This is a genomic window from Streptosporangium fragile (genome assembly GCF_039534445.1).
Classification (GTDB): Bacteria; Actinomycetota; Actinomycetes; order Streptosporangiales; family Streptosporangiaceae; genus Streptosporangium; species Streptosporangium fragile.
In genome coordinates this window covers 1-13,990 of the sequence record NZ_BAAAVI010000068.1, presented here as the reverse complement: position 1 = coordinate 13,990, position 13,990 = coordinate 1, and the positions used below count along the sequence as shown (strand labels likewise).

The 13,990-nt window shown below is 72.7% G+C and carries 11 protein-coding genes and 1 pseudogene; 3 read left to right on the top strand and 9 right to left on the bottom strand.

Annotated features, from left to right (window positions below):
• Position 1: 1 nt before the first annotated feature.
• The 5 genes from ABD841_RS32440 to ABD841_RS32420 form a co-directional block, all read right to left on the bottom strand.
• Positions 2–856, bottom strand: coding sequence for an ABC transporter permease (locus ABD841_RS32440; protein ID WP_344979754.1), 855 nt, complete (start codon positions 854–856; stop codon positions 2–4).
• Positions 857–999: 143 nt separating this feature from the next.
• Entirely contained in the window at positions 1,000–2,013 is a 1,014-nt protein-coding gene (locus tag ABD841_RS32435; RefSeq protein ID WP_344979752.1) for an ABC transporter permease, read from the bottom strand.
• A 3-nt stretch (positions 2,014–2,016) separates the two neighbouring features.
• Complete coding sequence (locus ABD841_RS32430; RefSeq protein ID WP_344979750.1) at positions 2,017–3,690, bottom strand: ABC transporter substrate-binding protein; 1,674 nt, start codon at positions 3,688–3,690, stop codon at positions 2,017–2,019.
• A gap of 240 nt (positions 3,691–3,930) precedes the next feature.
• A complete protein-coding gene (locus ABD841_RS32425) occupies positions 3,931–5,358 on the bottom strand; it encodes an FAD-dependent oxidoreductase (protein ID WP_344979749.1) in 1,428 nt (475 codons plus the stop codon).
• Positions 5,355–5,684, bottom strand: a complete 330-nt coding sequence (locus tag ABD841_RS32420; protein ID WP_344979748.1) for a (2Fe-2S)-binding protein — start codon at positions 5,682–5,684, stop codon at positions 5,355–5,357. The genes ABD841_RS32425 and ABD841_RS32420 overlap by 4 nt, the downstream gene beginning before the upstream one ends.
• Positions 5,685–6,195: 511 nt before the next feature.
• On the opposite strand from ABD841_RS32420, the gene ABD841_RS32415 reads away from it, so the two are divergent.
• The gene (locus tag ABD841_RS32415; protein ID WP_344979747.1) at positions 6,196–7,206 is read left to right on the top strand and encodes a LacI family DNA-binding transcriptional regulator; all 1,011 of its coding nucleotides are present in this window, start codon (positions 6,196–6,198) and stop codon (positions 7,204–7,206) included.
• A 147-nt stretch (positions 7,207–7,353) separates the two neighbouring features.
• A complete protein-coding gene (locus tag ABD841_RS32410; protein ID WP_344979746.1) occupies positions 7,354–8,484 on the top strand; it encodes a transposase domain-containing protein in 1,131 nt (376 codons plus the stop codon).
• On the opposite strand, the gene ABD841_RS32405 is transcribed toward ABD841_RS32410, so the two are convergent.
• The 4 genes from ABD841_RS32405 to ABD841_RS32390 all read right to left on the bottom strand — a co-directional run bounded on the left by ABD841_RS32405 (position 8,474) and on the right by ABD841_RS32390 (position 12,700).
• Positions 8,474–9,154, bottom strand: coding sequence for a hypothetical protein (locus ABD841_RS32405; RefSeq protein WP_344979745.1), 681 nt, complete (start codon positions 9,152–9,154; stop codon positions 8,474–8,476). The genes ABD841_RS32410 and ABD841_RS32405 overlap by 11 nt on opposite strands.
• Positions 9,155–9,894: 740 nt before the next feature.
• A complete protein-coding gene (locus ABD841_RS32400) occupies positions 9,895–10,665 on the bottom strand; it encodes a cupin domain-containing protein (RefSeq protein WP_344979743.1) in 771 nt (256 codons plus the stop codon).
• Positions 10,662–11,603, bottom strand: coding sequence for a DUF6807 domain-containing protein (locus tag ABD841_RS32395; protein ID WP_344979741.1), 942 nt, complete (start codon positions 11,601–11,603; stop codon positions 10,662–10,664). Before ABD841_RS32395 ends, ABD841_RS32400 begins: the two co-directional genes overlap by 4 nt.
• Positions 11,600–12,700: a Gfo/Idh/MocA family protein gene (locus ABD841_RS32390; protein WP_344979739.1), complete on the bottom strand. Its 1,101-nt coding sequence runs from the start codon at positions 12,698–12,700 to the stop codon at positions 11,600–11,602. The genes ABD841_RS32395 and ABD841_RS32390 overlap by 4 nt, the downstream gene beginning before the upstream one ends.
• A gap of 793 nt (positions 12,701–13,493) precedes the next feature.
• Here ABD841_RS32390 and ABD841_RS40965 point away from each other — a divergent pair.
• Positions 13,494–13,990, top strand: a pseudogene (locus ABD841_RS40965) (beta-galactosidase); the annotation flags it as partial.

Here is a 13,990-nt window from a genome sequence, read left to right as displayed (position 1 = left end):
GTCACCTCCTCGTGGAGTCGGCGCGTTCCTGCAGGCCCTCGCCGAGGAGGCTGAAGCCCAGGACGCAGATCAGAAGGAAGAGGCCGGGCGGGACCGAGGTCCACCATCGCCCCGCGACGACGTCACCGGTGCCGACGCTGATCATCGCGCCCCACTCGGCGGTGGGCACCGGCACCCCGAGCCCCAGGAAGGAGAGCCCGGCCAGGGTGAGCATCGCCCAGCCGCAGTTCAGCGGCGCGATGACGCGCACGGGCGTGAGGCTGTTGGGCAGCACATGCCGCCAGAGCACGCCCCAGGAGGACGCCCCCGAGGTGCGGGACGCCTCCACGAACGGCAGTTCCCTGATGGAGCGCACCTCGGCGCGGACCAGCCGGGCGTAGGCGGGCGCGTTCACCAGGGCGACGACCGCGATCAGGTTGGCGGTCCCGCTGCCGAGGAGCGCGGCCACCGCCAGGGCCAGGATGAAGGTGGGGAAGGCCTGGAAGACGTCCAGCACCCGCATCAGCACGTCGTCGAGCCAGCCGCCGCGGTAGCCGGCGACCAGGCCGACCAGGCTGCCCGCGACCACGGCCAGGGCGACGGCCGCGACCGCGATGCCGACGTCGAGCCGGGCGGCGTGCAGGACCCGGCTCCAGACGTCCATGCCGTTGAGGTCGGTGCCGAGCAGGTGGGCGCCGCCCGGCGGGGCGAGGGACGCGGCGGGGTCGATCTCCTCGGGACCCCAGGGGGTCAGCAGCGGGGCGAACACCACCGCCACCGCGACCAGGGCCAGGATGGCGGAGCCCACCGCGATCAGGGACGACGCGAAACGGCGATCCCCGCCGGTCTCGCGGACGCGTGCCGTCGCCCCGGCCATCAGGCCCTCGCTCCCGGTCCCGGGATCATCGGATCCGCGCCTTCCGGGCCGGGGCTCGTCAGACCCCCGCGCCTCGGGCCGGGGCGCACCGGGTTCCTGCTTCTCGGGCCGAGGTTCACCAGGCCCCCCTCTCACGTCGAGGCTCACGAGATCCGCACTCTCGGGTCGAGGATCGCCTGGACCACGTCGGCGACGAGGAACACCACCACGTAGAACAGCGCGATCACGAGCACCGACGCCTGCACCACCGGGTAGTCCCGGTACAGCAGGCCCCGCAGCGCCCACTGGCCGAAGCCCTGCCAGGAGAAGACGTACTCCACGAGCACGGTCGAGCCGATCGAGAAGCCGAACACCAGGGCCGCCAGGGCCGGCAGCCGCACCAGCGCGGCCCGCACCAGGTAGCCGCGGAGCAGCAGCCGTCCCTTCAGTCCGTGCGCGGTGGCGGCGGTGTACGCCTCCGAGGCGAGCACCTCCAGCGCGGAGGCCCGGACGCTGCGCAGCAGCGGCGCGACGATGACGATCACCAGCGTGGCGACCGGCAGCACCAGGTGCTCCAGCGCGGAGACGAACGCCGGCCCGTTGGCCGTCAGCGCCGCGTCCAGCAGGTCGGCCCCGGTGATCAGGGTCAGGTCGGTGTCGGGGTCGACCCGGCCGCTGGGGGCCGGGGCCCAGCCGAGGACGCTGTAGCCGACCAGGACGAGCACCAGGCCCAGCCAGAACTCCGGCACGGAGTTGCCGACCAGCGCGGCGACGCGGACGGTGTGGTCACCGAAGCGGCCCGCGTGCCGCGCCGACCAGATGCCGAGCACGGTGGCCAGGACGAGCGCGACGGCGAGCGCGATGACGACCAGCTCCATGGTCGGCCCGATGCGCAGGGCCATCTCGGCTCCGACGGCGGTGCCGCTCTGGATCGAGGTGCCGAAGTCTCCGGTGGCCAGTCCCCCGAGGTAGTCGAGGAACTGCCGCCACAGCGGCTGGTCCAGCCCGAACCTGGCCCGTGCCGCGGCGGCGTCGGCCTCGGTGGCGTTGGGGCCGAGGATCGTCCGGATCGGGTCACCCGGCAGGACCCTGACGAGCAGGAAGGTGAGGACGACCACGCCGAGGAGCACCGGGACGAGCTGGAGCAGCCGCCGCAGGAGGAACCGGAGGACGCGCATGGGTCACTTGGCGACGGTGAGGTAGCGCAGCCGGGCGAGGCCGTCCATCGGCTGGACCCACCCGGCCACCTCCTCACGGACCGGGAGGTTGAAGTTGGGCTGGCAGATGACGACCCACGGCACGTCCTCGGCCAGGATCTCCTGCGCGCGCGCCCACAGCTTGGCCCGCTCGGCCTCCTCCACCACGGTGTGGGACTCCTCGAAGATCTTCTCGATCTCGGGGTTGGTGTAGTTGGCGTAGTTGAGGTTGGCGCCCTCGGTGAAGCTGGTGCCGAGCATGTACTCCACGTCGTTCACCCAGAGCTGCCCCACCGTGATCTGCAGCGGGATGTTCTTCTTCTCGCGGCGCTCGGCGAGCGTGGCGGGGTCGAGCGGGGTGAGCTTCAGCTCGATGCCCGCCTTCCTGGCCTCGCTCTGCACCAGCACGGCGATCTGCTGCTGCGTCTCGTTGTCGGTCTCGAAGACCAGCTCGGAGCCGATCGAGGTCTTGCCCGCGCCGGCCAGCGCCTCCTTGGCCTTGGCCAGGTCGTAGGTGTAGGGGTAGCCGGTCTCCGCGTACCCCGGCATGTCCAGCGGCACGACGCTCCTGGTCGGCCGGGCGTCCCCGCCGTAGACGTTGGCGATGATCTGCTCGTACGGCACGGCGTGGGCGAGCGCCTTGCGCACCGCGGGGTCGTCGAACGGGGCGGTGGTCACCGACATCTGGATGGCGACCTGGCTGTTGCTCGGCGCGGAGATGACCTTGATGCCCTCGGCGCTCTTCAGGTCCTTGATGTCGCGCTGGCCGAGGCCGAGGGCGATGTCGATGTCGCCGTTCTGCAGTTGGAGGCGCTGGTTCGCGGCGGCGGGCACCACGGTGAGCCGGATCGTGGAGCTCCTGGCGCCGTCGGGGCCGGGGTAGCCGGCGTTGGCGGCCAGCACGATCTCCTGGCCCTGGACGGCCTTCTCCACATTGAAGTAGCCGCCGGTCGGGGGGTTCTTGGCGAACCACTCCTTGGCCCAGGGGTCGGCGTCGGTGGCGTGCTTCTTCGCCTCCTCGGAGTCGAAGACGTACAGGGAGATCGCCTGGATCTGCCGGGTCAGCGCGCTGGGGAACGCCTGGGTGAAGCGCACGGTGTAGTCGTCGACGACCTCGACCTGGTCGGCCTTGGTGAGCCCGATCAGCCGGTAGACGCCGGCGACGTTGGCCTTGGCGGCGAAGGCGCGGTCCTTGGACCACTTGACGTCCTTGGCGGTCATCTCGTTGCCGCTGGCGAATTTGACGCCCTTGCGCAGTTTGAGGGTCCAGACCTTGTTGTCGGCGTCGGGCTCGAAGGACTCGGCGAAGGTCGGGGCGATGGCCGAGGTGTCGAGGATCTGGCCGCCGTCGACCGTGGTGACGCCGTAGTCGATCATGTAGGGGAAGACGTTCTTGTAGAGCATCAGGGCGGTCAGGTCGAAACCGACGAAGTCCTGGTCCCAGCTGCTCAGGTAGCTGCTCACCGCGATCCGCAGCGTCGAGGCGGCGGCGCCCCCGCCGGAGGACGCGCTCGCGGCGGGGGCACCGGAGCCGCCGGCCTTGGTCCCGGCGGCGCACCCCGCCGCGAGCAGGAGGGCGACCCCGCCGCCGAGCTGGAGCACGGAACGGCGCGACAGGGCGGGCGGTCCCGAGTGCCGAGGGTGAGAGAAGCCGGGCATGGCAGTCCTCCAGGGGGCAGCGAAGAGGTAGGCCACGGGGTGATCCGGCCTTCTGTTCACGGCCCACCCGGCCTGCATCTGGCGAATGTTCTATCAGACATGAGTTTGGTGAACAAGAGACGGCAACTTGTTCACAGGAAAAAGCCATGCTCAGCGGGGATGGGCCACACAGAAAGGGAGCGAATCAAGAACTTTGTTCACTGAATTTCACAAGAACGTCGCATATCTGTGATCGGCGTTTCACACCTGTTCCGGGCCGGCCGGATCCGCCGGGCCGGAACGGTCCATGTCGGCGACGACACCCGTCGGCACCGGCCTGACCGGCATCCGCGCCGGCAGCGGAGCCGTCGAGCCGCTCGCGCCGGCCAGCCGCCACAGCGCCGTGCCGCACTCGCGCGCCTGGCAGAGCCCCATGCCCGCCCTGCTCCCGCCCTTCACCGCGTGGACGTCGTTCAGGCCGGTCCGCGCGATCGCCCGCACCCGGCCCGCCGGGACCGCCTCGCAGCGGCAGACGTGCACCTCGTCGGGGAGGGTGTCGACCATCTCCACGGGCGGCGGGTAGAGCCGCCCGGTCAACGACGCGAACGCGACCAGCCGCCGCAGCCTGCGGCGCAGCCGCTCACGTTCCCGGCCGTCCGCCCGGGTCTCGCCGGCCGCGGCGGCGGTGATCGACATCGCCGCCAGCCGGCCGCGCAACCGGGCCGCGTGCACCCCGGCGACCCCCGCGAGCTCGCCGACGGCGTACAGCCCCGGCACGCTGGTCGCGCCGTCGTCGCCGGCCGCGATCACCACGTCGCCGGTGCGGGGGTCGACGACCGTACGGGCGCCGAGCAACCGTACGAGCTCGGTGGCGGGACGGAAGCCGTAGCCCACCGCGAGGGCGTCCACCTCGAACTCGCGGTCGCCTCCCCCGCAGGTCCGCACGGTCCGCACCCGGGCGACCCGGGCGCCGCCGACGGCCTCGGCCACGACGCGGTCCTGCAGCACCGGCACCCGGTGCCTGGCCAGCCGGGCGAGGTAGCCGCCCAGCTCGGCCAGGCGCGCGGGGTGGCGCAGCGCCTCCACGCCGCCGCGCACGCCCGGCCCGCCGGGCCGGTACGGCCTGCCCGCCTCCACCACGGCGACCACCCGGGCGCCGACCTCCAGCAGGGCGCAGGCGACCGGCAGCAGGAACGGCCCGGAGCCGGCCAGCAGGACGCGGCTGCCCACCGCGACGCGGTCCATGGTGGCCAGGTGCATGGCGAGTCCGGGGGTGACCACGCCGGGCAGCTCCCACCCGGGGAAGGGCAGCACCCGCTCGTACGCGCCGGTCGCCACCACGACGTGACCGGCCTCCACCCGCAGCGCGCGGTCCCCCTCCTCGTCATGCGCGAGCAGGGCCCGGCCGTCGACGCCCCAGACGACGTGCCGGGTCAGCACGCGGGCCCCCGATGCCCGGACGGCCTCCGCCAGCGCGGTGCCCTCCGGCCGGTGGTCGCCGTGGACCGCCCTGATCGCGGGGTGCCGCCGCCGGAAGTACTGGCCGCCGAGATCCTCGTGCTCGTCGAGCACGACGACCGCCAGCCCGGCCCGGGCACACCACAGGGCGGCCTCCATCCCGGCCGGTCCGCCGCCGACCACGGCCACATCCGCCCGCAGCACCGCGGTCCCACCCGCCGGGCCGGTCATCCCGCCGGCTCCACCCCGGACCCCGCGGATCCGCCCGTACCGGCGCCGTCCGGTTCCCGGCGCGGGCCGGTGCCGGTCTCCACGATTACCGGGCCGGTCACGGCGACCATGCAGGCGCGCCGGGCGTCGCGACCGTCGACGCGCACCTCGCACTCGAAGCACACGCCCATGCCGCAGAGCGGCCCGCGGGCCGCACCGGTGACGGGGTGCCTGCGGAAATGCCAGCGTCCCGCGGCGATCATCGCCGCCGCGAGCGACATGCCGGGACGCGCGCTGATCGGGACACCGTCGACCAGGATCTCGACGTGCCCGGCCCGCTCAGCCACGGAACCCGCCCGGACGGGCGGCCCCGGTGACCGGCCACGCCGTGGCCGCGCTCCGAGGTCCAGGCCGTGCGAGCTCGTATCGATCCACGTGGGCTCCCCTGTTTTCGATGTTCGCGGAAACAGTTCCGAAACATGACACCCATTCCCACCTGCTTGTTTTATCCAATCAAGTCTTGACATGGAAGAGGTTGATCGGAATCGTTTGCACGCCTGTGAGATCGCTCGATCTTGAGCTGATACGCGATGACGAGGGGCGGACAGGTGGCCGGCCGCAGCGGTCGCGCGGTCCTCGGTCCGGGGGCGAAGGCCGCGCCGGCCCACGCCGGCCGGTCGCCCGGGGACCCGCCCGCTCGCCCTCCGGGTCGGTGTACGGCCCGGCGTGATCGGCCCGGTGGCCGGACCCCGTCCGTCGGCACGCCGTGACCCCGGGGCCCCGGAGCCGTATCATCCGAGAAGATCATCTAGGAGAGACCCGGACCGCCGGACAGGGCCCTGAGGAGACGGGGAAGAGATGGCCGCCACGCTCCGTGACGTCGCCGCAGCAGCCGGAGTGTCGGTGAGCACGGCGAGCCGCGCGCTCTCCGGTTCCTCCGAGATCTCCGAGTCCACCCGCCGCCGGGTCTCCCGGCTCGCCCGGTCGATGGGCTACCGGCGCAACCTCGCCGCCGCGAGTCTGCGGACCCGGCGTTCCGGCCTGGTCGGGCTGGTGCTCGACAACCTGGTCAACAGCACCCTCCACACGGTCGTGGAGACCGTGCAGCGGCGCCTGGTCGCCTCGGGCTACCAGGCGCTGCTCTGCATCACCAACGCCGACGCGGCGATCGAGGCCGACTACCTGCGGCTGCTCCGCGACCACCAGGTCGACAGCGTGCTGATCGTGGGCACGGGGCAGAACGCGGAGGGGGTCAACGAGCTGCGGGCGTCCGGGATCACGGTGATAGACCTCATCCGGGAGATCGAGGGCTCCCGGGGGCCCGCCGTGCTCGCCGCCGACCGCGAGGGCGCCGTGGCCGCCACCCGCCACCTGCTCGCCCAGGGCCACCGGCGGATCGCCTTCATGGGCGGCCCGCCGGACACCACCTCGGGCCGCGACCGGTACGCCGGGTTCGTCCAGACGCTGGCCGAGGCGGGCGTGACCCCCGATCCGGCGCTGGTGTGGCGGGGCCCGTTCGAGGTGGCGTACGGGGCACGGGCCATGCGCGAGCTGCTGGCGGTGGAGCGGGCACCGACCGCGCTGCTGCTGGGCAACCACGAGGCGACCTACGGGGCGCTGCCGGTGCTGGCCGGGTCGGGCGTCGAGATGCCGGGCGCGCTGTCGGTCGTGGCGTTCGAGGACATGCCGCTGCTGGAGTGGTGGAGCCCGGCGATCACGGTCGTCGACACGGGCGCCCACGAGCTGGGGCGGCTCGCCGTCGACCTGCTGCTCCGGTCGATCGACGGCCAGGAGCCGGAGCCGCGCCGCTACACCGTCGGCGCCGAGCTCGTCGTCCGCTCCTCCACCGCGCCCCCGCGGGAGAGCTGACGACCGCCCCGTGGGGAACGGGCGACCGCTCCCGCGGCACTCATCTCACGCGCAGTTTTTGGGAGCTTTTCGATAGGTTTGTATAACAAATAAAGCGTTTGACCGTACCCGGCTTGACAACGGCCCGCACCGGGCACGACTACGCGGGTGAAGACCGAGCCGGGCGACGGGCGACTGGCGGATCACCTGTCGATCGGGATCCTCATCTCCGCCTTCCCCGCGCCGCTCCTCGACGAGGTCGTCCAGATCACCGGCTGCGCGGACCGGCGGCGCCGGGCGCTGCCGGTCCGCCTGACGATCTACTACGTGCTGGCGCTGTGCATGTTCCCCGACCGGAACTACGACGAGGTCATGCGCCTGCTGCTGAACGGCCTGGCGTGGCACTCGCGCTGGACCCGGTCGTGGGAGCCGCCCAGCACGTCGGCGATCAGCCGGGCCCGCGCGCGGCTCGGCGCGGAGCCGCTGCGGGTGCTCTTCCGCCGGACGGCCGGGCCGGGGCCGCAGGCGCGGGCCGCCGCCCCCGGCCCGGCCGGGCTGCGCCCCGTCACGATGGACGGCACGACGCTGACCGTCCCCGAGACCCGTGACAACGCGGCCTTCGGCTACCCGCGGGAGGGGCCCCGCCTGCCCTGCGTCCGGGTGGCGGCCGTGGCCGACGACGGGACGCACGCGCTGATCGACGCGACGATCGGCGGTTCGGGGACCGGCCGGTACGAGCTGGCGCCGCGGCTCCTGCGCGACCTGCGATCCGGCGTGCTGCTGCTCGCCCGCCCCGGCCCGCACGGCGACGCGCTGTGGCGCCAGGCGTCGCAGGCCGGCGTCCACCTGCTGTGGGGGGTCGGCCGGACCGCCCGGTTCCCGGTGGCGCGCCGGCTCGGGGACGGGTCGTACCTGTCGCGGCCGCCGGGCTGGGGAGGGGCGCCGCTACGGGTCATCCCGCTCCCCGGTGCGGAGTGGCTGATCACCACCCTGGTCGATCCGGCACGGGCACCCGCCGCCGAGCTCGCGGCGCGGTACGCCGAACGCTGGATCATGGACAGGGCGCTGGCCTGGCTGCGGTCGGATCGGGGCGGCCCGGCCGTGCTGCGCTCCAGGACCCCGGAGACGGTGGCGCAGGAGATCTGGGCCCTGCTCTGCGTCTACCAGGCGGTCCGCGCGCTCACCTGCCGGGGGACGCACCGGGCGGAGGCACCGTACACGCACGTGCGGCCCGCCTCCCGGGTGCGTGCCGGGGGGCGGGCCGAGGGTGTCGCCGGCGCGAGGCCGGTCAGGAGGTGAGGTACAGCGTCTGGTCGTAGGTGCCGGACCCGGCGACCTTCTCGCCCAGGAGCTTGAAGGTGGCGCTGAAGGTGGCCGAGCTGGGGCACAGGAGGCTGCCGCTGTCCTTGGTCAGGCTGGCGCCGTTGGCCCTCGCCTGGGCCTCGTTCACCGTCGTGACCGGGCGGGCGGGGTTGTCGGGGTTGTAGGCGGTGAGGGTGAGGCTGTTACCGGTGCCGGAGCCGCGGTAGACGCAGGTGAGGGTGCCGAACCAGCCGGTGGTCACTGAGGAGACCTTGAGGTTCCTGATGGTGACGGTCCCGCCGCCGGTGGCGAAGACGACGTCGCCGCCGAGCCAGGACAGCCCGACCGGGGTCACGGTCGAGGAGCCGCCGATGCTGTTCGGGCACGCCGGGCCGGGGGTGTTGCTGAAACTGAAGGCCGTGACGTTCAGCGCGGTGCCGTTGGACTGGACGTTCGCGTCGATGTTGCCGGTGTTGCAGGTGGCGGTGCCGAGCGTGGTCGTGACCGAGACCGGCTGGATCAGCGTCGCGCGGACGTTGCCGGAGTAGAGAGCGCCCACCGCGGTGTCCCGGTGGATGTTGGTGGTGGCCGCCGAGGCGGGGAGCGGGGCGACGACCAGCGCCATGACGGCGACTGCGACGGCGGCGAGGTTTCGGATGCGTTTCATCGGCCACTCCCTTTTAATGTGCTGGACATCGCGAGAGTAGATAGCGCCATTTTCACCGTCAATATTCACGCTTGAAACACCACGGCCGGGCGCGCACATCAACCCGCTAAGTCAATTGCACCTCCATTGAGATAAGCGCTTCACCGTCCGATGGAACGACCTGTGAAAAGGACGGGACCGCATCGGCCGGAAAGTCTCCCCGGGTGTCCGAAGGGCGCCGATCCCGCACCCGAACACCTCCCCGCCTTCCTTCAACATGCCTAATGAGCAGCACAGTTACGCCCCGATCGTGAGCCGGCGCGGCGAAGGGGAAACATCGCCCACGGCCGCCGGAACGCGGTCGCCCAAGCACTTCGGTCAACTGTTCCACCGGCCCCGCCGGTGACGCCGGACGAGCCGGGCACACCCGGGAAAACGCGTCCTCGGCATGGAATCGGACGGCCGGCGGGCCCCGGCCGGAACCGGAGCGGCCCGGCGGAACGGGCCGGCGGCCGCCCGGGAAAAACGCAGTCCCCCACAGAACCGCCACACGTTTTTATATTCGATTGACAATGCGCGGCGGGGGTCGCGGCCGTGGCGCCTCCCGCGCGGTGTCGCGGAGGGTCGCCGTCGGCGGGCACCCCATGGACGGGGCTTCGAGGCGCCGTCCCGCGAGCGTCGCCGACGCGTCATCCATGTCGCGCGTTCCGTCACCGGGCCATCGGGTCACGTTGGCGATCATCGGCCGGGGAGCGGAACGCCTACGGACCGGGGCGGCCCGCGTCCGGTCCGCCGGGAGAGGACAGCAGCACCGGGTGCGCGACGTCGTGCGTGCGCAGGCGTCCGCACATGCCCCACCGGGCGGTGGGGCCGGGCGGCGACTCCAGCAGCGCGGCGTCGCGCAGGTGTCCCCCGTCGCCGCGCTCCAGCGCGTCCAGCACCCCGGCGGTGTGCCGGGTCTCCCGGGCCACGGTGTCCTCCCAGGTCCGCCGCCACCCGGCGACCACGGGACGGACGAGCGCGACCGCGCTGTCGTAGAAGCGCTCCAGGGGGCCGGTGTCGCCGTCCGCCACGCCGCGGGCCAGCCGCAGGAACCCCTCCACGGCCAGGTCGCGCCGGCGCGCGGCGGCGGCCTCCAGCACCCCGTCGGGCGCGTCGGAGGGCAGGGCCGCCGCCTCCTGGTAGCGTGCCGCGTCGGCCACGATCTCCGGGGGGAAGGTCATGACGGCGTCGCCGGCCTCCGGCAGCCCGGCGTTCTGCATCACGACGACGACCTCCAGGCCGCCGCGGTTGATCGCCCGGTGGATCGTTCCGGGAGTGAACCACACGGTCGAGCCGGCGCCGAGTTCGGTCTCCCGGAAGCCGGACAGGTCGAGAGTCTGCAGCGCGCCGCTGCCGCCGATCACGACGTACGCCTCGGTGGAGGCGGTGTGCATGTGCGGCGTACCACCCGCCAGGCCGTCGAGGCACGTGCCGCCGTAGACCGACAGGCGGGTGACGGAGGTCCCGCCCGGGAAGGCCGGCGGCCTCACGCCGGCCCTCCGGCCGCGGTGCCGGCGAGGGCGGCGCGGCCCAGGTCGGCCAGGAGCCGGACGCCGTCCTCGCCCCGGTCCCCGGCGGCGATCACGACGGCGTACCGGAAGGAGATCGTCGCGCTGTCCTCCACGCGCACCTCCTCGCTGAAGAACGGCGCCGGGCACAGGCAGGCGAACTCCTCGCTGCGGACGAACCACTGCGGCGGGTGCTGCGGGTTGGCGGCGTCGTCCACCATGACGATCGACGACCAGTCTCCCGTCTCGTCGTGCCGGCCGCGGAAGCCGAACCACTCCGCCCGCTTCCCGCGCAGCTCGTCGGCCGTTCCCGGCCCGTCGGGGGAGTCGACGACGCCTCCGGTGAAGGCCCGGGGGCCGCGCCAGAACAGGCCGCCGTACCCGGCGTTCTCCCGCCCCTTGGTGGTCGGCGAGCCGATGTCGATCGGCGCCCCGGACACGTTGGTCATCGACGTCTCGAAGACCAGCGCCCAGGTCGCCTCGTCCGGCACGACGGCCGTCAGGGCGCGGTGCTCGTCGATGACCGGCCGCCCGGCCTGGGAGATCCAGTCGAGCCGGTGCGCGATCTCGGCCCGGTCGTCCGAGACCGACAGCGCGGTCATCTCCCGGTGGACGGCGCTGCCGTTGTTGTCCAGCTGCACGTAGGACCTGCCGTGCACGTAGGTCGGACCGCCCCAGAAGTTGTGCTCGCCCACGTGCGGCAGGGACCAGGCGATGCCCTTGTGCCAGACGTGGTCGTGCGGCCGGAACAGCGACACCACCTCACCGGCCAGCGTGCGGACGGGGTGCAGGTAGGGCTTGGGCGACTCCGGCGTGGGGGTGTCGGGCCGGTAGGTGTAGGTGAACAGCTCGACGTCCCCGGCCGTGACGGTGACCGACCGGCCGAGAACGTGGCATGCCTGAAGCGGAGGAGGGGTCACTGTGTGTTCACCTTGTCCCACGGGGCCGCGGTTCCGTTCATCCGCAGCCAGAACGGGCTGTCGGGGCCGATCTGACCGCTTCGCACCCGCTCGCCGGTGAAGGCGGAGGCGTAGAGCGCGGCGATGAACTCCATCGTCCGCCGGGCGTCCTCGACGGTCACCGGCGGCGGCTCGCCGTTGTCGAGCGCGTCGAGCACCGCGGCGAGCTGGTCGGCGTGCCCGCTGGGCGCGCCCCCGGACCCGGGCGTCCAGCGGGCGAGCACGTCCTCGTGCCCGGGCGCCGCGGTCAGGGTCCAGTCGTCGTCGGTGTAGCCGTACAGGTGCTCGACCTCGACCGTGGCGCGCTCGAAGTCGAACCGGAGCGCCGAGGTCTGCCGGGGCGACACCACCGAGTTGACCACCGTGGCCACCGCGCCGTTCTCGAAGGTCACCAGCGCCATCGACACGTCCTCGGTGTCGGTCGAGCGGGCCTGGCGCGCGGCCAGCGCGCTGACCTCCCGCCAGGGGCCGAGCACCGAGAACAGCAGGTCGAACTGGTGGATGCCGTGGCCCATCGTCGGCCCGCCGCCCTCCGTCGTCCAGTTCCCGCGCCAGGGCACCGCGAAGTAGGCGTCGTCGCGGTACCACTGGGTGGCGCAGGTCGCCAGCAGCGGGCGGCCCAGCTCGCCGTCCGCGACCATCCGGCGCAACCGGACGGCGGCCGGGCCGAAGCGGTGCTGGAAAACGGTCGCGACGTGTCCGGGCGAGCGCCGCTCCAGCGCGGCGAGCTCGTCCAGCTCGGCGAGGGAGAGCGTGGGCGGCTTCTCCACCAGCACGGTGACCCCGGCCCGCAGGCACTGCGCCGCCAGCGGGGCGTGCTGCCCGGGAGGGGTGCACAGGCAGATCAGGTCCACCTGCTCCTCCCGCAGCAGCTCGGTCAGGCTCGCGTAGGCGTGCGGCGCGTCCCACGCCGCGGCGAACGTACGGGCGCGGTCGATGTCCACGTCGGCCGCGGCGACCAGGTGCGCCCGGCCGGCGGAGGCGCGTATGGCCTCCGCGTGCGCGGCGGCGATCCCGCCGGTTCCGACGATGGCCATCCGGTGACTACGTGGGGACATGTGAACCTTCATCACTCCTTGTGTGGGGCCGCGGGGCGAGCGGGGAATCCCGCCGGGGGAATCCCGCCCGTCACGCGGCGTCGGTCTCTGCCTGCGGCTCACGCCGGCGGGATCAGACCGATGTGCTTGAGCAGGCCGTCATCGCACGGAAAGCACTTACCGCAACCTGCCGCGAAGGCGCGCCGCCACACGGCGTCTCGGGGACGGGAAGGCCCCCGGCCCCGACCGGGGTGCCGGCGGAGGCCTGCCGTTCGTTGATCTCGGTCATCGCAGACGACCCGATACCTGGCGGCCCGGAAGCCGATGGCGGCGAAGACGACAATGATCACCAGGAGCAGCCGGGCGAGCACCGAGGCGTCTCACATGCCAAAGTCGGGCGAATCCCCGCCAGAGGTACGGCATGGAGAAAAAGGTCGAGCCGGAGGGGACTCCGCCGCCCCTGAAGCTCGCCGAGAGCGGTCACGGGGCTCTTCCTGACACGACCATTCATGACCTCCTGACCCCGGCGAACGGAGGGTACGCAAGCCGGAAAGCGCATTCCGAAGTTTGCATGCCGGTAACAGCACCGTCAAGGGCGGGTCTCGGACACATGATCAGGCGGTTTCGGGAAAGGTCGCCGCCGGACACGGGAGGCGCGCGGCGGCCCGGGAGAGCGGCCCCGCACGACCGTTGACGCAAAAGTGAACGTTCACTATTGTTCCGTGTCGCCCGCCCACCCGCCCGTTCCGATCCACCACACGGGGAACGGGCCCGCAACGGGACGACACGACCGGACAGGGGTCCAGTGAGCACGATGCGCATCGACTTCGGCGGTGACTACAACCCCGAGCTGGTCGGCCGGATCGCCGAACGGTACGCGTCCCGTCCCGCGGTCATGCTGTGGCACGTGAACAACGAACACGTCTGCCACGTCCACGCCGACTACTCCGCCTCGGCCGGCATGCCTTCCGCGCCTGGCCGGAGTGCCGGTACGGCACGATCGACGCGCTCAACGGGGCGTGGGGTACCGCGTTCCGGTCACAGCCGTGCAGCGCGTTCGACCAGGTCACACCGCCGCGGTACGCCCCGTACAGCCTCAGCCCCGGGCAGGTCCTGGACTTCCGCCGTTTCACGGGCGACAGCCTGCTCGAATGCTCTCTGATGGAGACACGACGGGACACCCGGGATCTCACCGGGATGCCGACCGGCCGGACCTCACCGGCCCGCTGGACTCGCGCGGCACCAGTTCGCAGCGAAGGCCCTCCTCCGTGCGCGGCGCCGGTTCACCGCGGACGAGGGCGAGCAGGGACA